Below are 17,342 nucleotides of genomic sequence, written 5' to 3'. Positions count from 1 at the left end.
GCGGCACCAAGGTCACCGAGAAGGCAGATTTCACCCTGACCGAGACCTTCGGCCCGGGCTGGACCCTGACCGGGGCGGTCAAGGAGATCCACACCGACACCAGGACCGGCCGTCAGGTCTACGATGCCGACTGGGCGTTGCTCAGCGCCTCGCTGGTCATTGTCGAGGGCAACCGTCATGTCACCGAAGAATATGGCGCAGACTGGAGCCTGATCTCGCGGTTGCGCGTGACAACCACCGAGGACAAGGTCGTGACCGAACTGCTCGAAGGGGCGGATGCCAGCCTGACATGGCGCAAGATCGTCTATGGCGAGGGCGCCGACGTCGAGAACCGCTTCGAGGTCTATGAAGGCGACACGGCCTTCACAGGCACCGTTGCGCGCGATGTCATCATCGGTGCCAGCGGAGATGACACATTCCTCGGTGGTTTCGGCGACGATCTGATCAAGGGCGGGCGCGGCGCTGACAGCCTCGATGGGGGTATCGGCGATGACAAGATCCTTGGCGAAGGCGGTGCCGATCTGATCTTCGGGCGTGATGGCGACGATTCCCTCATTGGCAGCGGCGGCAACGACACGATTTCGGGCGGGACCGAAGACGATGTCGTTGATGGCGGCTCGGGCGACGACAGCCTCATGGGGGACAGTGGCGACGACACGCTGCGCGCCGGCAAGGGGGCCGATACGCTCGAAGGCGGCTCTGGAGAAGACTGGCTTATCGCGGGCGGCGCAGGGGACGTGCTTTCCGGCGGCGACGACGCAGATGTCTTCGTCTTCAAGCTGAGCGCTTCTGATGTCGGGGCGGTTCACACCATCCTCGATTTCGAACTCGGCGTCGACGAGATCGTGTGGGACACCTCCGGCGCCATCGTGCCGGGGGCCCTGAGTGTCGCCACGCAGGCCGGCGGCACGCTGGTCAGCTACGATTCCGATCTCGACGGCACGCCGGAATTGTCGGTCATGGTCGAAGGAGTGCCCGGGCTTCAGCTCGATGACATAAGCCTGGTCTGAGCGCGCTCTGCCGGGTGATCCGATCTGCCTGAGTGGTCTGGTTCGAAGGGGGTCCCCGGGTGAGCCAGAGCACTTGGGGGATGCGGCACCCCGGGGCATGTGCGGCCTGTGGGGGCCATCGGTTTGCGCGCCATTGGCGCTTGCCCCGAAAGCACCCGACACGCCGTGACCCGGCGCGCGCCTCGTTGTCGAAGCCGCGCCCTCGGGATCGCCCGGGCCCGCCGGGGCCTCAGCCCTTGCCGCCCAGCATCTCCTCGACCAGCCGTTGAACATCGAGTGCCTCGCGCGGGGTGGCAAGGCGGTGCGGCTGGCCCGCGACGCAGAGCAGCAGATCGTCGAGCTGCGCTCGCAGCGCCACCGCGCGCGGGTCGGAGGGGGGCGGGGCCACGGGCTCGAACGCGCCGCCCCGGGACACCGCCTCGTCGGAGAAGTTCGAAACGCGATGGCTGGCGAGGCTGCCCTTCACGGTGAATTCCTGCCGGTCCTCCTGCGCGCCGCCGACGCTCGCGAGGATCGAGACAGGGACGCCCGCCGCCGTCTCGAGGCGCGCCAGCAGCGCGGTTTCACAGAGCGCCGGGTCGGCGGGGTAGGAGGGCCGGGCCCAGACCACCGAAAGCGGTCCAAGGATGCGCTGGGTGAAGAACAGGAAATGCGACAGCACCTCGCGGGTCATGCCGCCCTCGGCGCGGAAGCGCAGCCAGTCCGCAGCCTGTTGCCAGGCCCGCGGCCAGGCGGCGTAGGTCACTACCATGTCGACGCCCTTCATCTCGCCCATCGCGCCCGAGGACGCGGCGCCGGAGATGTTGGCGAGGGCCTCGCCCGCGGCCTGGGTGAAGTTCACCGCCGCCGGCACGCCGCTGGCCTCGAGCGCCGCCACCAAAGCCTCGCTCTCGGCAAGGTCGACCCCGAGCGGCTTTTCGAGAAATACCGCCTTGCCCGAGGCGGCGGCGGTCAGAGCATAGGCCTTGCGCGGAACCGGCGGGCAGGCGAGGTAGACCAGATCGGCCCCGTCCATCGCCGCTTCGGCCGAGGCGGCCAGCGCCACGCCGGGGGCAAGCCGTTGCGCCTCGGCGCAGGCCTCGGGCGAGGGGTCCCACATGGCGACCGGGGCAAACCCTTCATGCGGGAGCATGTGCTCCAGCATCCGCCGTCCCATGATCCCCAGCCCGATGATTGCCGTCTTTACCGCCATGTCCGCTCCTGTCGCCGCGCGTTGCCTTGCGCGCCGTTCTAGCGGCCACGAGGGCGGGAACACCATCGCAAAGCACCGAGCGGGGGCGGTGCCGTCGCGTCGAGAGGGAGGCGTGCGGCGGCAATTCAATCAATGGGATATGTGACGGCGCCGGCCCGCAAAGCAGTGCCTGTTTTCTGCGCATCGGGCGCCGTCCGGTGCCGCGCGAGACTCCAATTTTCGCGGCGCCGTGTTGACACGGCGTCAATGGCGCGCCGATATTGAACCCGACATAGCTGGCAAAAGCGCCTCGCGATCCTGCGGTCCGTCCTTCGAGATGGCTGGGATCAGCGGGGCTTTTTTCGTTTTTGGAGGGCGTCTTGGCGCGCGACATCGACCTTGGAATCCTGTTCTCCCGCTCCGGGACCTACAGCCTCATCAGCGAGGCTGAGCGCACCGGTGCGCTGAAGGCGGTGGAGCAGGTCAACGCCGATCCCGCGCTCGACATCGTCTTCAACCCGGTCGAGCGCGATCCGCAGGGCAATATCGACGCCTACGCGCCGCTCTGCGAAGAGATCCTGCGCGACAGCGGGGCGCGGCACGTGATCGGCTGCACCACCTCGTGGAGCCGCAAGGAGGTGATCCCGGCACTTGAACGCATGGACGGCGCGCTGTGGTACCCGGCGCCCTACGAGGGGTTCGAGGCCTCCGACCGCATCGTCTATGGCCATGCCTGCCCGAACCAGCACCTGCTGCCGCTGCTCGACTATGCCTTCGCGCAGTTCGGGCGGCGCAGCTACCTGACCGGCTCGAACTACATCTGGGGCTGGGAGATGAACCGGCTGGCGCGCGAGATCGGCGGGCGGGCCGGCGGCGAGGTGCTGGGAGAGCGCTACCTGCCGCTCGGCGTCACCGACGTGTCGCGCATCGTCGAGGAGATCGCGGCGCTGAAGCCGGATTTCGTGCTGAACCAACTGATCGGTAAATCACAATACGCCTTCCTCGACGCCATCGCCGAGCTGCGCCAAAGCGATCCGTTCTTTGCCGAGGGCCATTGCCCGGTGCTGTCGTGCAACCTCACCGAATGCGAGCTCGGTGCCATCGGGCCGTCGGCCGAGGGGGTGATCTCGGCGGGCCCGTGGTTCCGTGGCCTGCAACCGGCGCTGCCGGGCAATGGCGGGCGCGAGGATTTCGGCTCGTCGCTCGAGGCGGCGGCCCATGCCGCGGTGATGACGCTGGCGCAGCTCCTGCACGGCGCGCCCGGCGCCGAAGACCTGTCGCTCTCCGAGCTGCTGGCGCAGCGCCGCGCCGCCGAGCTCGGGATCAGCCCGCGCACCCATCACACCCGGCTGCCGGTGGCCATCGCGCAGGTGAGGAACGGGGCCTTCGTGCCGCTGCGCACCGGCGCGCCGGTCGAGGCCGATCCCTATCTCACGCGTGAGCGCGAGCCCGCGCCGGTGCCGCTGCGGGTGGTGAAATGAGACGCCGGCTTCGCATCCCGGATCTGGGCGGCGCCCGCGCCGCGATCCTGCACCGGCCCCACGCCACGGTCACCGCGCTGGTGCGCCAGTTGCAGGCCATCGGGCTCGAGGTGGATTGCCACTGGCCCGACCTGCCGGCCTCGGCCCGGGCGGCGGATTACCTCTTCATCGACGTCGACACCGCCTATGACGACCAGTTCCCGTGGGAGCCGGGCGAGGCGCCGCTGCCGACCATCGCGCTGGTGGGCTCCGAGGCACCGGGCCGCATCGAATGGCTGATGAATTTCGGTGCCGACGCACAGATCCTCAAGCCGGTCGGCGATGGCGGGGTCTATTCGGCGCTGCTGATCGCGCGCGCCACCTTCGACGCGCGGGTCGAGCTGGCCGACGAGATCGACGCCCTGAAGCGCCGGCTCGGCCAGCGCCAGACGGTGGTGCAGGCGGTGGCAGTGCTCGCCGCGCGCGGCAAGACCGAGGACGAGGCCTATGAACAGCTGCGCGGCATGGCGATGGCGTGGCGGGTGAGCTTCGAGGACGCCGCCGACCGCATCGTTGCCGCCGCCAAACCCAATCCGCAGGACGAGAGCGACCATGGCTGACACCGCCCCGATCGAGGCCCGCCCGGCAGCGCCGGCGGGCGCGCTGCGCCGCCTGATGCGCCGCAAGCTGGCGCTGTTTGGCCTTGCCATCATCGCGCTGGTGGTCGGCGGCGCGGTGTTTGCGCCGTGGATCGCGCCGTTCGAGCCCGACGAGCAGCTTTTCGAGGGGCTGTCGCTCTTTGGCGAGCCGATGCCGCCGGGCGGGCCGTTCCTGATGGGCACCGACCTTCTGGGGCGCGACCTCTTCACCCGGATGCTCTATGGCGCGCAGACCTCGCTGGTGATCGGCGTGGTCGCCAATGGCGTGGCGCTGGTGATCGGCACGCTGGTCGGCGTGCTCGCCGGCTTCGTGCGCGGCTGGCTCGGCGCGGTACTGATGCGCTTCACCGACCTGATGATGGCCTTTCCGGCGCTGCTGCTGGCGATCTGCCTTGCAGCAATCTTCCAGCCCTCGCTCTGGATCGTCGCCATGGTGATCGCGCTGGTCAACTGGGTGCAGACCGCACGCGTGGTCTATACCGAGACCACCAGCCTGTCGGAGCGCGAGTTCATCGCCGCCGAGAAGACCCTCGGCGCCTCGCGGGGCCGCATCCTCTTTCGTCACATCCTGCCGCATCTGATCCCGACGCTGATCGTCTGGGGCACGCTCGGCATCTCGGTCACCGTGCTGCTCGAGGCGACGCTGAGCTTCCTCGGGGTGGGGGTGCAGCCGCCTACGCCGTCCTGGGGCAACATCATCTTCGAGAACCAGACCTATTTCCAGGCCGCGCCCTGGCTGGTCTTCATCCCCGGTGCGGCGATCCTGCTGCTGGCGCTGGCCTTCAACCTCGTGGGCGACGCGCTGCGCGACGTGCTCGACCCGACCCAGAGGGGGAACGACTGATGCTCGGCTACCTCACGCGCCGCCTGATCCAGTCCGCCCTGATCCTGCTGGGGGTGAGCTTCATCACCTTCCTGCTGCTCTACGTGCTGCCCGCCGACCCGGTGCGCCAGATCGCCGGGCGTTCGGCCACGGCGCAGACGGTCGAGAACATCCGCCACCAGCTCGGGCTCGACCAGCCGCTGCTGGTGCAGTACTGGCGTTATCTCACCGGGCTGGTGCAGGGCGACATGGGGCGCAGCTACCTGCAGAAGACCGAGGTCGCGACGCTGATCGCGGCGCGCCTGCCGGCCTCGCTGCTGCTGATGGCGGGCGGCATCGTCTGCGAGCTGCTGATCGGGCTGACGCTCGGCATCGTGGCGGCGGTGTTCCGTGGCCGGCCGCTCGATCAGGGGCTCATGGTCACCAGCTTCGTCGCGGTCTCGGCACCGCAATTCGTGGTCGGGCTGCTGCTGCTCTACCTCTTCGCGGTGCAGCTTGGCTGGTTCCCCATCGGCGGCTACGGCACCTTCGCGCATCTGGTGCTGCCGGCGATCACCCTCGGGATCATGGGCTCGGGCTGGTACAGCCGCATGATGCGCTCCTCGATGGTCGAGGTGCTACGTCAGGATTACATCCGCACCGCCCGCGCCAAGGGCCTGACCCGCGGCCGCATCCTGCTGCGCCACGCGCTGCCCAACGCCATCCTGCCGATCATCGCCATGATCGGGATCGACATCGGCATCTTCATGGGCGGGATCGTCGTGGTCGAGAGCGTGTTCGGCTGGCCCGGCATCGGCCAGCTCGCATGGCAGGCGATTCAGCGCGTCGACATCCCCGTGATCATGGGCGTCACCATGGTCTCGGCCACCGCCATCGTGCTCGGCAACCTGCTGGCCGATCTCGTCACCCCGCTCATCGATCCGCGCATCAAGCTGCGGTGACCCGTCTTTTTCCACCGGCCCCGGTATTTTTCTCCGGGGTCAGATCCCACCACCACTCACGACCAAGACAAGACCCAGGACAAGACCACTCACGGACGACCCATTACCCAAGACCAGACCCGCAACGCTCGGGCATACCATCCAACAGGGAGTAACAAAGAATGAAAGCACTTCTCACCTCCACCGCCATCCTGCTCGCCTCGGCGATCCCGGCGCTCGCGCAGGACTACACCCCCGATCCCGACGCCACGCCCGGCGGCATGATCACCGTCACCTACAAGGATGACGTCGCCACGCTCGACCCGGCGATCGGCTATGACTGGCAGAACTGGTCGATGATCAAGTCGCTGTTCGACGGGCTGATGGACTATGTGCCCGGCACCACCGAGCTGCGCCCCGGCCTTGCCGAGAGCTACGAGGTCAGTGAGGACGGCACCGTCTTCACCTTCACGCTGCGCGAGGGCGTGACCTTCCACAACGGGCGCGAGATGACCGCCGAGGACGTGAAGTACTCGCTCGACCGCGTCACCACCCCCGAGACCCAGTCGCCGGGCGCCGGCTTCTTCGCCTCCATCGCCGGCTTTGACGCGATTTCCTCGGGCGAGGCCGACACGCTCTCGGGCGTCGAGGTGATCGACCCGCTGACCGTCAAGATCACCCTGTCGCGTCCCGACGCCACCTTCCTGCACGTGATGGCGCTGAACTTCGCCTCGATCGTGCCCAAGGAAGCGGTGGACGAGTACGGCACCGATTTCGGCAAGCACCCGGTCGGTACCGGCGCCTTCAAGCTTGGCGAGTGGACCATCGGCCAGCGCCTCGTGTTCGAGAAGAACGCCGAATACTGGCGTGACGGCGTGCCCTATCTCGACGGCGTGACCTTCGAGGTCGGGCAGGAGCCCATCGTGGCGCTGCTGCGCCTTCAGCAGGGCGAGGTCGACGTGCCCGGCGACGGCATCCCGCCGGCGAAGTTCCAGGAAGTGATGGGCGATCCCGATCAGGCGGCGCGCGTGGTCGAGGGCGGCCAGCTGCACACCGGCTACATCACCCTGAACGTCGGCATCGAGCCGCTCGACAAGCTCGAGGTGCGCGAGGCCATCAACATGGCGATCAACAAGGAGCGCATCACCCAGATCATCAACGGCCGCGCCGTGCCGGCGACTCAGCCGCTGCCGCCGTCGATGCCGGGCTACACCGGCGGATACGAGGGCTTTGCCTTCGACGCCGAAGCCGCCAAGGCCAAGCTGGCCGAGGCCGGTCTTGGCGATGGCTTCTCGACCGAGCTCTACGTGATGAACACCGATCCCAACCCGCGCATCGCGCAGGCCATCCAGCAGGACCTCAAGGCGATCGGCGTCGATGTCGAGATCCGCTCCCTCGCGCAGGCCAACGTGATCGAGGCCGGCGGCGCCGGCGAGGCGCCGATGATCTGGTCCGGCGGCATGGCGTGGATCGCCGACTTCCCGGATCCGTCGAACTTTTACGGCCCGATCCTCGGCTGCGCCGGTGCCGGCGAGGGCGGCTGGAACTGGTCCAAGTTCTGCGACGAGAGCATCGACGCCATGGCCACCGAGGCCGACAGCTTCACCGATCCGTCCGCGCCCGAGCGCCTGACCATGTGGTCCGACGTCTACATGAAGGTGATGGAAGAGGCGCCCTGGGTGCCGGTGTTCAACGAGCAGCGCTACACCATGAAGTCCGAGCGCATGGGCGGTGACGATGCGCTCTATGTCGATCCGGTCTCGATCCCGGTGAACTACGATTACGTCTACGTGACCGAGTGATCCCATGTGCAAGCATTGCGACTACACGATCCACGGCGCGCAGCACCATTTCGGCTGGGACAATGCCATTGCCCCGGCCCTGACGGTCGCGCCGGGATCGACGATCCTGTTCAACTGCATGGATTCTTCGGCGGGCCAGCTTGGCCCGTCGAGCACCGTCGCCGATGTCGAGGCGCTCGATTTCGGCAAGATCAACCCGGTCTCGGGGCCGATCTACATCGACGGGGCCGAGCCCGGTGATGCGCTCAAGATCACCATCGAGGGCTTCACCCCGCAGAAGCGCGACGGCACCGCCTGGGGCTGGACCGCCAACATTCCGGGCTTCGGTCTGCTGGCGGACCAGTTCACCGACCCGGCGCTCACCATCTGGACCTTCGACGCCGACACCATGGCGCCGGCACTCTGGGGCGAGCATGGCCGCGTGCCGCTCAAGCCCTTCACCGGCACCATCGGCGTCGCGCAGGCCGAGCCGGGGCTGCACTCGATCGTGCCGCCGCGGCGCACGGGCGGCAATCTCGACGTGCGCGACATCGCCACCGGGACCGAGCTCTACCTGCCGGTCGAGGTGGCCGGCGCGCTGTTCTCAGTGGGCGACACCCACGCCGCGCAGGGCGACGGCGAGGTCTGCGGCACCGCCATCGAAAGCCCGATGGACGTGACGCTGACCCTCGATCTGGTGAAGGGCGCCAATCTGAAGATGCCGCGCTTCACCACGCCGGGGCCGGTGACGCGGCACCTCGATGCCAAGGGCTACGAGGTCACCACCGGGGTCGGGCCCGACCTGATGAGCGGCGCCCGCGACGCGGTGGCCGGCATGGTCGACCTGCTCTCGGCGCGCTACGGCATGGCGCCGGTCGATGCCTACATGCTGGTTTCGACCTGCGGCGATCTGCGGATCTCCGAGATCGTCGACATGCCGAACTGGGTGGTGTCGTTCTACTTCCCCCGCGCGGTCTTCGAATGACGACCGCGGCGCAGACCCTTGCCGCCCCCGCACCGGGGGCGGCCGCCGCGCCGCTGCTCTCGGTGCGCGACCTGACCGTCTCGGTGCGCGACCGGGGCGTGGTGCGTCCGCTGGTCGAGGGGCTGAGCTTCGATCTGCGCGCCGGCGAGACGCTGGCCATCGCCGGTGAGAGCGGATCGGGCAAGTCGATCACCTCGCTGGCGCTGATGGGGCTGCTGCCGAACAACGTGCGTGTCACCTCCGGGCAGGCGCTGCTCGAGGGCACCGACCTGCCGTCTCTGCCCGAGGCGTCGATGCGCGACTATCGCGGCGCCAAGGTGGCGATGATCTTCCAGGAGCCGATGACCTCGCTCAACCCGGTGCACAGCATCGGCAGCCAGCTGGTCGAGGCAATCCGCGCCCACGAGCCGGTGTCGCTGCGCGAGGCCCGCGCCGCCGCCGTCGAGGCGCTGCGCCGGGTGCGCATCTCTGAGCCCGAGCGGCGCATGGGGCAGTACCCGCACGAGCTTTCGGGCGGCATGCGCCAGCGCGTGATGATCGCCATGGCGCTGGTCATGAGCCCGTCGCTGCTGATCGCCGACGAGCCGACCACGGCGCTCGACGTGACGGTGCAGCGCGAGGTGCTCGACCTGCTGCGCGATCTGCAGGAAAGCACCGGCACCGCGATTATCCTGATCACCCATGACATGGGCGTGGTGGCCGAATGCGCCGACCGCGCGGTGGTCATGAAGGCCGGGCGCATGGTCGAATCCGGCCCGGTGGAGGCGCTCTTCCGCGCCCCGCAGGAGGCCTATACCCGCGACCTGCTCGCCGCCGTGCCGCGGCTCGGGGCAGGGGCCGAGCGCGCCGCGCCGCTGCCGCCCGAGGCGCCGGTGCCGGTGGCCCGGCTGGTCGAGGCCAAGGTGCATTTCGACATCGGCGCGAATTTTTTCGGCCGCCCGACCCACCGCGTGCACGCGGTCGAGGGGGTGAGCTTCGACATCCGCCCCGGCGAGACCTTCGGCCTCGTCGGCGAGAGCGGCTGCGGCAAGTCGACCATCGCCAAGGCGCTGGCCGGGCTGGTGCCGCACGAGGGGCATGTGGAGGTCGCGGGCAAGCGGCTGGCCACGCTCACCGCGCAGGGCCGCAAGGAGATCTGCCGCGATGTGCAGATGGTGTTTCAGGATCCGATGGCGGCGCTCGATCCGCGCATGACGGTGGGCGAGGCGGTGGCCGAGCCACTGCTGATCCACGGCGTCGGTAGCCCGGCCGAGCGCCGCGCCCGCGCCGAAGAGCTGTTCCGCCGGGTGGGTCTCACGCCCGAACAGATGAGCCGCTACCCGCACGAGTTTTCCGGCGGCCAGCGGCAGCGCATCTGCGTCGCCCGCGCGCTGGCGCTGCGGCCAAAGCTCATCATCTGCGACGAGAGCGTCTCGGCGCTCGACGTCTCGGTGCAGGCGCGGGTGCTGGAGCTGCTCGAGGAGCTGCAGGAGGAGACCGAGGTCTCCTATCTCTTCATCAGCCACGACATGGCGGTGGTCGAGAACGTCGTTGACCGGCTGGCGGTGATGTATCTCGGGCAGATCGTCGAGATGGGCACCCGGGATCAGGTCTTCGGAAACCCGCGCCACCCCTACACGCAGCGCCTTCTCGACGCGGTGCCGGTGCCCGATCCGTCGCGCAAGGGGCGGCCCTACGCGCGCCCGGTCGGCGACATGCCCTCGCCGATCCGCGTGATCGGCGACCCGCCGCCGCGGCTGCCGCTGCGCGATCTCGGCGACGGCCATCTGGTGGCGGACGGGAGCTGAGACGACGAAGACGCTCGCAATATGGAGATGCAGCGTGGCCGGAACAGCTTTGCCCGTCTGACGGACGATTGAGAGGCCTCACTCGCCAAGCCGCTGCCTGTGAACCGGAGTGAACCGCGCGGAGTCCGGCCGGGTAGACGTGCCACAGGCCGCCTTGCCGGGTCGGCGGCGGCATCGGCGGCGCTAAGCGGATGCTTGGGCGTACAGACAGGTTGGCAGCGCGGCTCAGTCCTGCGCGGTGAGCTCGGCCAGCATGGCGCCGGCCCAGGCGCGGGCGGCCTCGGAATAGGGTGCGTCGGGGGCGGTCTTGGCGCGCATCTGGTCCTTGGCATCGGCGCGCAGGGCATCGAGCTTGACGGCGATGCTGCGGTCGAAATCGCGGTCAGCGGCGGGACGCGCGGTATCCTCGGCCCGTTTGTGCATTTCCGCAGAAAGCTCGCTCAGCGACAGGACAAGGCTGTAGAGGAACGCCATGTCGCGCATCACCCGGGTCCGGGCCTGCACGAGGCCGGTGCGGTTGAGGCCGTAGACCTGGATCGAGACGGCCCCCATCGGGCTCAGCCCGGCCTGCGTCGCGGCGCGCACCATCGGTCCGGTCTCCTCGAGCGGCGGCGGCGCGGCCGGGGCACCGGCGGCAGTGCTCCGATCCGGGTCGGGCCGGGCAAAGACCAGCCCGATGGGCGCGTCGGGATCGACGTGAAAGGCCAGGTGCAACTGCGGGTCGTCGCGGGTCGGGTCGAGCAGCAGCCGCCCTTCGCCCGAGCCGTCGTCCCCGTCTTGCGCGGCGCTGTCAGCCCAGCGTTTGGCGGGGTCGCGTAGCGGAAACAGCGCCTGTTTGCCGGCGTTGATCTCGGCCAGCCCGGTGGCGCCGGCGATGCGCTGGCCCCTGCGGCGGTTGCAGTCGATGCAGGAGGGCAGGAGGTTGTTCCAGTCCATCGCAAGCCACCAGTAGCCGTCATGCCCCTCGGCGCCGTCGACGGCGTTCTTGGGGCGGTAATGCTCGACGTCGACCGGCTGCACGATGTCATAGGCGCTCTCGCAATAGGCGCATTTTCGGAAGAACAGCGCCTCGAGCGCTTCGGTGACCGCGCCTTCCTTGTAGCGCACGAAATCGTAGGAGCCCTTTTCGAGGCCCTGCGCCTTGCGCTTCATGAACTCGATGACATCCTCGAGTTCCGAGCGTCCCTTCTTGCGGCCGCGGGTGAAGCGGGCCTGAAGGATCTCGGGTTCGGCCACGGCCTTGCGGTCGACATGCCTCATCTCAGCAGCTCCCCGAGGAAGTCGCGGATCTCGCGTTCGACCTCGGCGCGCCGGGCGCGCCGGGCGCTTTCCTTCAGCGCGCGGCGGTCGCGGAGGAAATCGGCCACCGCCTTCTGGACCAGGGTCGTGACCTCGGTCACGCCGGCGGGCATGCCGTCGACGATCTCGTCGTGGAACGCGCGCAGGCGCGCTTGTTCGATCTCGGTCAAGGGCGCCACGCCGGAAGCGCCGTCCGCGTCCAGCGCCTCGCGGCGGCCGATCAGGTTGGCGATGTCGGCATAGCGCCGCTCGGCCCGCGGGTCATCGACAGAGACCAGCTGGAACATGTCGGAGGTCAGCAGCTGCTCGACGGTCAGGCGCTCGAAGGCGCCGAAATCCGAGACCCGCTCGACCACCTCCATCTCGGACGGTCCGTCGCCCCCGGCGTCGGGGGCGCGCAGATGACGGTTGAGCATCATCACCTCGCCGGGCCGCATGCCGCGGACGCAGAGCGGGTCATGCGAGGTCAGCAGGAAGGTCGCCCGGGGCAGGGCGCGGCGCAGACCCGAGATGATCTGCAGCTTCCATCGCGGGTGCAGATGCGCCTCGATCTCGTCGATCAGCACCAGCGCGTTCGAGGTGCGCGCCTCGTAGACCGAGACTCCATCCGCCATCAGCCCCTGCAGCACGTCGCAAACAAGCGCCAGAACCGCGCGATAGCCCGAGGAGGCGAAGGCCAGCCGCTGGCGCACGGTGGCGCTGCGGCCATCGGGCCCTTGCCGGGTGAGGTGGATCCACGCGCAGGGCGCGTCGCCTTCGAGCGGATCTGGCGCGATCTCGATATTTTCGAAATGCCCGTCGATCTGGATGATGTGGCGCAGCGCGGCCACCACGAGGTCGAGCGCGCCGTCCTCTCGCTCCGCCAGCGCAATAAGCCACGGCTCCGGGTTGGAGAGCTGGCGGTCGGACTCGAAAAGCGTGTCGTAATGCCGCCACGGGTCGTCGCGGGTCTTGCGTCCGTGCAGCCGGTTGGGGCCGTAGGCGAAGACAAAGGGGCGGGGGCCGGGCAGGTCGTCGCGCTCCTCGAAGGTGCCGCCACGGTCGTCACGCCGGGCGATGAGGCTGAGGCGGCGGCCCTCCTCGCCGGGGTCTTCCGGGTGAAAGGCGATCTCGACGCTGGCGCAGTCGCGCGGCTCTTCGTCCGGGGCGCCCATATAGCGCGGGTCGAGCGTCAGGCGGCGGGGGCGCAGCTCCACCGCCTCGGCCAGCGCGGCGCGTGACGGGGCGTCGAGGCAGGCGAGCGCCAGACCTTCGAGGATCGAGCTCTTTCCGGTGGCATTCTCGCCGAGGATCAGCAGGCACGGGGCCGAAGGCGGCTCCATGCTGGTCTCGGTCAGGATATCGTCGGCCTCGGGTTCGAGCGCCGCGGGCAGCTTGAGGTCGATAGACTCGAGCGACTTGAAGTCCCTCAACGCAAGCGTCGCGATCCGGGGATGGGCGCGTCGGGCCGCGCTGTCATCAGGCAGCGTAGCCGCCTGCGGCGCTGCTGCACCGGCGGTCTGCGCCTCGGCCTCGTCGGGGGCGCGGTCCTCGCTGCGGAAGGCATTGATCGCCTCGCTCAGCGCCTGCGGGAACGCGCCGTTGCGTTGGACAGACGCCGTGCTGCGCATAATCTGCGCGAGCGACAGGGAGCGTTTGAGCCCCATCCGGCCGAGCGCATCGGCGAGCACCTGCCGGAAGGCGAGATAGGCGAAGCCGGGGAACTCCGGTCGCTCCGGCGGCGTACGGTCCGGATCGGTCCCCAGCCCGGTCATCAGGTGCAGCGTGTGAACCGGCGCCTCTTCGAGGCGCTCGATCAACTCCTGCGCGATCCGATGGCGGGCCTCGACCAGATCGGGACGCTGAAGGTGGTAGGTCGCCACGGTTTCCCGGGCGCGCGTGTTGAGGGGGATGAGCCCACCGTCGCGGCGCGCCTGAAAGGTGCTGGCAGGCTGTGCGGGTTCGCCGGGGTGGTAAAGGATCGCATCGTCGCCGGGAGGCCGCCCCGAGCCGTCCCCGGCACCGAGGATGGTCTGGTGCACGTCGCCGGAGAAGGGAAGCCGCCAGAGGCTGCCGGACGAGGTGCTGCTCTTGTCGGGCATGGGCGGCGGCGGAGGGGCGGCCTCACGCGGCCCGTCGACCGGGAAATAGGTCGGGGGGCTGGGGGTGCACTCGCGGCAGATCGGGAAGAAGTTGGACCAATCGAAGCTGCGCCAGAGATAGGCGATGCGCTCTTCGGGGCTGGCCATCGGCATGGCATGGGCCGGCGGGCGGAAGCGCCAGGACCTGATGGGCGTGCGCTGCTCGCAGAAGGCACAGAGGCCGCCGGAGCGTTGCTCCAGCGCGGCCAGCACATCCCGGCCCACGGGAAGTTTCCAGACCGGCGGCGGGTCTGTCTGGGCGCGTTCTCGGTCCCCCAGTGACAGGAAACCGGCGATCTGGCGGCGCGCCTCCTCGACCTCGCGCGAGGCGAACCACTCGGGCAGGTCGCGCTCCCGGTCGGCATGATCGAAAAAGATCATGCGCCATCCTCCCGCGGAACCCCCTCGCGCGATTGCGGTCGGCGGTCGGCCTCGGCCAAAAGCCGAAGCGACGCATCCTGACCCGGGCGCGGCCCCTCTTGCACGGTCTTCCTTTCACCGGCCGAGCGCGCGGCAGCGACATCCGCGCCGATCTCTGCAAGGCGTTCCGCGAAGGGGGCGAGGACATCCCGCCGCCAGGTCTTGGTGGCGTTGGTGATGGTCTTCTGATCGTACTCGGTCAGCAGCGTCTCGTAGGGCATGGCCGTGGTGCCAACGGGCACTTCGTGCCATGCGCAGGCATAGGCCTCGAGGCTGCCCTCGATCTCTCCCATCAACGACATCGCGCGGCGCCAGCGGTTCTCCTCGAAGTCGAAGTTTTCCACCAGCATGCGCCCGGCCTGACGACCGAGGCCCGTCAGGCTGGTGATGGTCTCTTTGCTCATCGACAGGTTCAGTCCGCCTTCCTTCGCTTCGTCGAGACGGATCTCGACGGTGCGTTCGGCAAAGCCGGGCAGGGTGGTCTGCAACGTGTCCTGCCAGTCCTTCGCGGTGTTCAGAACGGAGGAGAGGAAGGCGCCGAGACTTCCCAGGTCATGGGTTGGCAGATTGGTGTTCTGTCCGGATCGTTCGGGCAGGTGCACCCGCTCCTTGCCATGGCGTTTCGGGTCCCACGACGCGAGCGAGATCGCGAAGGTCGGGCGCCGCGGCAGCCAGGCGTCGAAGAAGTGGATCGGCAGGTTCGACGAAATGCCCCCGTCGGAGAACAGGCACCGGCGCCAGAGGCCCGCCTCTCCCGCGGGTGTCTTGAGCTGGTAGTCGCGGCGCCAGAGCGGCACCGCCTGGAACAGCCCGGGAAAGCTCAGCGACAGGCGCGCCACAAGCAGCAGCGGGAAGTCCTTGTCGATGCGCATCGGGTAGAGGTCCGCCGGACCGCCCTCGGCGCTGGCATCGAGCGGCGTCGCCTCGCCTATGAGATAGGTCATGACGCGCGGGGGAAACAGGTCTTCGAATTCCTTGCGCGAGAAGAAGTGATGCGCCGAGCGCAGCGGCAGCCGGAACGGCCGTTTCGAGGTCAGGTCGGTGGTCATGGCGGCAAGCTCGATCGCGCCAGCCTCGAGATCGCCGACGGTGAGCGGGGTGCCGGGCTTGCCGTCGGGGCCGAGATTGCCGGCCACGATGTCGATCTTGTCGGCCAGCCATTCGGTCAGGCCCGGCCCCTTGCCGCCGGGTTGCGTGGTGCCGGGCAGCAGGCCGAAGCGGTTGGCCGGCAGATCCTTCGCCAAGAGCCGCCGCAGGTCGAGGGCGATGAGGGCGACCACAAGCAGCAGGCCGGCAAGCAGCCCGGTGAACAGCCAGCCGAGATCGCAGAGCACCACGGCGGCAATCAGCCCCGCCAGCGCCGTGCCCGCAGCGAGCAGCAACGGGCGCTTCCAGAGCCGGGTGGCGGCGGTGAGCAGGCCTCGGAGTTTGGATCCGCCCTGTGCCGGATCCGAAACCAGCGCGAGAAGCAGACCGAACGCCCCTGCGAAGGGGGGCGCGGGCTGAAGCAGTTTGCCCATGTCCTCCGCCAGCTCGTCGGCGATGGCCCTGATTTCCTCGAAGCCTCCCATATCGTCCTTGCCGGGGGATGTCTGGCGCCGGTACTCGGCGGCTGCGGCCAGCGCCGCTGCGATGGCCCCGGCCGAGGAGCCACCGATGCTGCGCAGGCGGTAGGCGCTTGCCAGCTCGGTGATGGCATAGGGATAGACCACCCCGGAGGTGATCCCGCCCTTCATGATCAGATCGCATTCCCGCATCTCTGGTCCTCCCGCAATGGCGCTGCGGCCCCGGATGGTCCGCGAGGGAGGCCTGGTTGCTGCCTCCGTAGGGTAAGCATTCACACGCAATGCGTGTGCGTCAACGAAATGCGTAGTTTCAAGAGCGGCTGTTGGGGATCGCCTAGGGCTTCTCGTCCCGACGCAATGCAGTGATTTTGGTTGAGCCCTTGCGAGACTCTATCCGATCTTGCGGAGGACCGCGAAGATTGAGGAGGCCCCGGGGCGCTTCGGAACGCTCCGCTTGTAGCGGAGTAGGCCGGACGGGCGGCGCTGAACGTAGCGTGGCAGTTTCATGCCGAGATCATCGGTCGTCATCGGGCTGTCAGTTGGCCGGTGGGCGACGCGATAAGTACCGTTTCTGACGTGAAAGGATCCGGCGTCGTTCCCTCGCATAGCACGAAGCCGGTCCTCTGGGAGCCACTAGCGGCACGCTGAGACAGCGAGACGGCGAGACACGGCCAAACTTCTATAAATGGGGCCAGTCCGATGGCTTGCCGTTTGGATTTTGTGGCCCCCTTGGACCCTCCGATCAGGCTACGACTCGAGGGTCAGTCCGGTGGTATCGGCGCCTTAATGCCTTCATACTCCATGTGCGAAGACATCGTTGTCCCGGTCGTTCTGTACTCAGGGGCGGCATCCGCATCGGGGTTGTAGGTGAAAGCCTCCTTGGCGACTTCCTTTCCACCAGCTTCGATGCCCGCGCGAAAGCAGAGCACAGAGCCCTCGGGAATGTCGAACATCGAAGGCGGGACGCCAAACTTGCCGTGTTGATAAGGAGCGTTCGCATGATGCACCGCAGTGTGCATCTTACCGTTCGAGTCCCACCAGTGAAATCCTCCGTAGACTGCGAATGCGCCGTGGTTGTTCAGGATGAATTCACTCACATCCTGGATGGGTTTGGGTTGAGGCTGGTCCGACATAGAAATCCTCCAAATCCTGGTTCAAGTGAACGGAGGGTATCACGATTCTCTCATTTGGGGATTTTTGAGTTAATCCTGCACCAGTGAGTTGAGTTGACGCGATAAGATGCCGCGTAGACCCTTCGCAAGGCAGCAAGCGGGAGCATTCCTTGCCCGCTAGGTCGTGTTGACAAAAGGGATTCACATCAGGCTTTGAGCATGATTCAAGC

Annotated in this window: 13 protein-coding genes; 8 read left to right on the top strand and 5 right to left on the bottom strand. The window is 68.1% G+C overall.

Annotated features, from left to right (window positions below):
- Positions 1–1,010 (top strand): calcium-binding protein (locus AC6RA4_RS01595; protein ID WP_500156739.1); only part of this gene is annotated, 1,010 nt, incomplete at its 5' end.
- A gap of 229 nt (positions 1,011–1,239) precedes the next feature.
- Here the strand turns inward: AC6RA4_RS01595 and AC6RA4_RS01590 are convergent.
- On the bottom strand, positions 1,240–2,202 hold the full coding sequence (locus AC6RA4_RS01590) for a Gfo/Idh/MocA family protein (protein ID WP_500156737.1): 963 nt from the start codon (positions 2,200–2,202) through the stop codon (positions 1,240–1,242).
- 359 nt (positions 2,203–2,561) lie between these two features.
- Here AC6RA4_RS01590 and AC6RA4_RS01585 point away from each other — a divergent pair, with 359 nt between their 5' ends.
- The 7 genes from AC6RA4_RS01585 to AC6RA4_RS01555 all read left to right on the top strand — a co-directional run bounded on the left by AC6RA4_RS01585 (position 2,562) and on the right by AC6RA4_RS01555 (position 10,596).
- Entirely contained in the window at positions 2,562–3,662 is a 1,101-nt protein-coding gene (locus tag AC6RA4_RS01585) for a transporter substrate-binding protein (protein ID WP_500156735.1), read from the top strand.
- The gene (locus tag AC6RA4_RS01580; protein ID WP_500156733.1) at positions 3,659–4,261 is read left to right on the top strand and encodes an ANTAR domain-containing response regulator; all 603 of its coding nucleotides are present in this window, start codon (positions 3,659–3,661) and stop codon (positions 4,259–4,261) included. The genes AC6RA4_RS01585 and AC6RA4_RS01580 overlap by 4 nt, the downstream gene beginning before the upstream one ends.
- Positions 4,254–5,144 (top strand): ABC transporter permease, encoded by an 891-nt coding sequence (locus AC6RA4_RS01575; protein WP_500156731.1) that lies wholly within the window; start codon positions 4,254–4,256, stop codon positions 5,142–5,144. The genes AC6RA4_RS01580 and AC6RA4_RS01575 overlap by 8 nt, the downstream gene beginning before the upstream one ends.
- A complete protein-coding gene (locus tag AC6RA4_RS01570; protein ID WP_500156729.1) occupies positions 5,144–6,064 on the top strand; it encodes an ABC transporter permease in 921 nt (306 codons plus the stop codon). Before AC6RA4_RS01575 ends, AC6RA4_RS01570 begins: the two co-directional genes overlap by 1 nt.
- A 161-nt stretch (positions 6,065–6,225) precedes the next feature.
- A complete protein-coding gene (locus AC6RA4_RS01565; protein WP_500156727.1) occupies positions 6,226–7,845 on the top strand; it encodes an ABC transporter substrate-binding protein in 1,620 nt (539 codons plus the stop codon).
- 4 nt (positions 7,846–7,849) lie between these two features.
- Entirely contained in the window at positions 7,850–8,809 is a 960-nt protein-coding gene (locus AC6RA4_RS01560; RefSeq protein ID WP_500156725.1) for an acetamidase/formamidase family protein, read from the top strand.
- Complete coding sequence (locus AC6RA4_RS01555) at positions 8,806–10,596, top strand: ABC transporter ATP-binding protein (protein WP_500156722.1); 1,791 nt, start codon at positions 8,806–8,808, stop codon at positions 10,594–10,596. Before AC6RA4_RS01560 ends, AC6RA4_RS01555 begins: the two co-directional genes overlap by 4 nt.
- 225 nt (positions 10,597–10,821) lie before the next feature.
- Here the strand turns inward: AC6RA4_RS01555 and AC6RA4_RS01550 are convergent, their stop codons facing one another.
- From AC6RA4_RS01550 to AC6RA4_RS01535, 4 genes are all read right to left on the bottom strand, one after another.
- Positions 10,822–11,856: a hypothetical protein gene (locus AC6RA4_RS01550; RefSeq protein WP_500156720.1), complete on the bottom strand. Its 1,035-nt coding sequence runs from the start codon at positions 11,854–11,856 to the stop codon at positions 10,822–10,824.
- Entirely contained in the window at positions 11,853–14,396 is a 2,544-nt protein-coding gene (locus AC6RA4_RS01545; RefSeq protein ID WP_500156718.1) for an AAA family ATPase, read from the bottom strand. The genes AC6RA4_RS01550 and AC6RA4_RS01545 overlap by 4 nt, the downstream gene beginning before the upstream one ends.
- Complete coding sequence (locus tag AC6RA4_RS01540; RefSeq protein ID WP_500156716.1) at positions 14,393–16,192, bottom strand: hypothetical protein; 1,800 nt, start codon at positions 16,190–16,192, stop codon at positions 14,393–14,395. Before AC6RA4_RS01540 ends, AC6RA4_RS01545 begins: the two co-directional genes overlap by 4 nt.
- A 569-nt stretch (positions 16,193–16,761) precedes the next feature.
- Positions 16,762–17,133 (bottom strand): hypothetical protein, encoded by a 372-nt coding sequence (locus tag AC6RA4_RS01535; RefSeq protein WP_500156714.1) that lies wholly within the window; start codon positions 17,131–17,133, stop codon positions 16,762–16,764.
- Positions 17,134–17,342 lie beyond the last annotated feature (209 nt).

This window comes from Salipiger sp., from assembly GCF_059781815.1.
This window is presented reverse-complemented; position numbering and strand designations above follow the sequence as displayed.

Excerpts from the sequence above, each read along its gene's own strand:
- AC6RA4_RS01560 (WP_500156725.1), top strand. The coding sequence starts at position 7,850 with ATGTGCAAGCATTGCGACTACACGATCCACGGCGCGCAGCACCATTTC.
- AC6RA4_RS01545 (WP_500156718.1), bottom strand. The coding sequence starts at position 14,396 with ATGATCTTTTTCGATCATGCCGACCGGGAGCGCGACCTGCCCGAGTGG.
- AC6RA4_RS01565 (WP_500156727.1), top strand. The coding sequence starts at position 6,226 with ATGAAAGCACTTCTCACCTCCACCGCCATCCTGCTCGCCTCGGCGATC.
- AC6RA4_RS01590 (WP_500156737.1), bottom strand. The coding sequence starts at position 2,202 with ATGGCGGTAAAGACGGCAATCATCGGGCTGGGGATCATGGGACGGCGG.
- AC6RA4_RS01570 (WP_500156729.1), top strand. The coding sequence starts at position 5,144 with ATGCTCGGCTACCTCACGCGCCGCCTGATCCAGTCCGCCCTGATCCTG.
- AC6RA4_RS01535 (WP_500156714.1), bottom strand. The coding sequence starts at position 17,133 with ATGTCGGACCAGCCTCAACCCAAACCCATCCAGGATGTGAGTGAATTC.
- AC6RA4_RS01575 (WP_500156731.1), top strand. The coding sequence starts at position 4,254 with ATGGCTGACACCGCCCCGATCGAGGCCCGCCCGGCAGCGCCGGCGGGC.
- AC6RA4_RS01555 (WP_500156722.1), top strand. The coding sequence starts at position 8,806 with ATGACGACCGCGGCGCAGACCCTTGCCGCCCCCGCACCGGGGGCGGCC.
- AC6RA4_RS01540 (WP_500156716.1), bottom strand. The coding sequence starts at position 16,192 with ATGCGGGAATGCGATCTGATCATGAAGGGCGGGATCACCTCCGGGGTG.
- AC6RA4_RS01580 (WP_500156733.1), top strand. The coding sequence starts at position 3,659 with ATGAGACGCCGGCTTCGCATCCCGGATCTGGGCGGCGCCCGCGCCGCG.
- AC6RA4_RS01550 (WP_500156720.1), bottom strand. The coding sequence starts at position 11,856 with ATGAGGCATGTCGACCGCAAGGCCGTGGCCGAACCCGAGATCCTTCAG.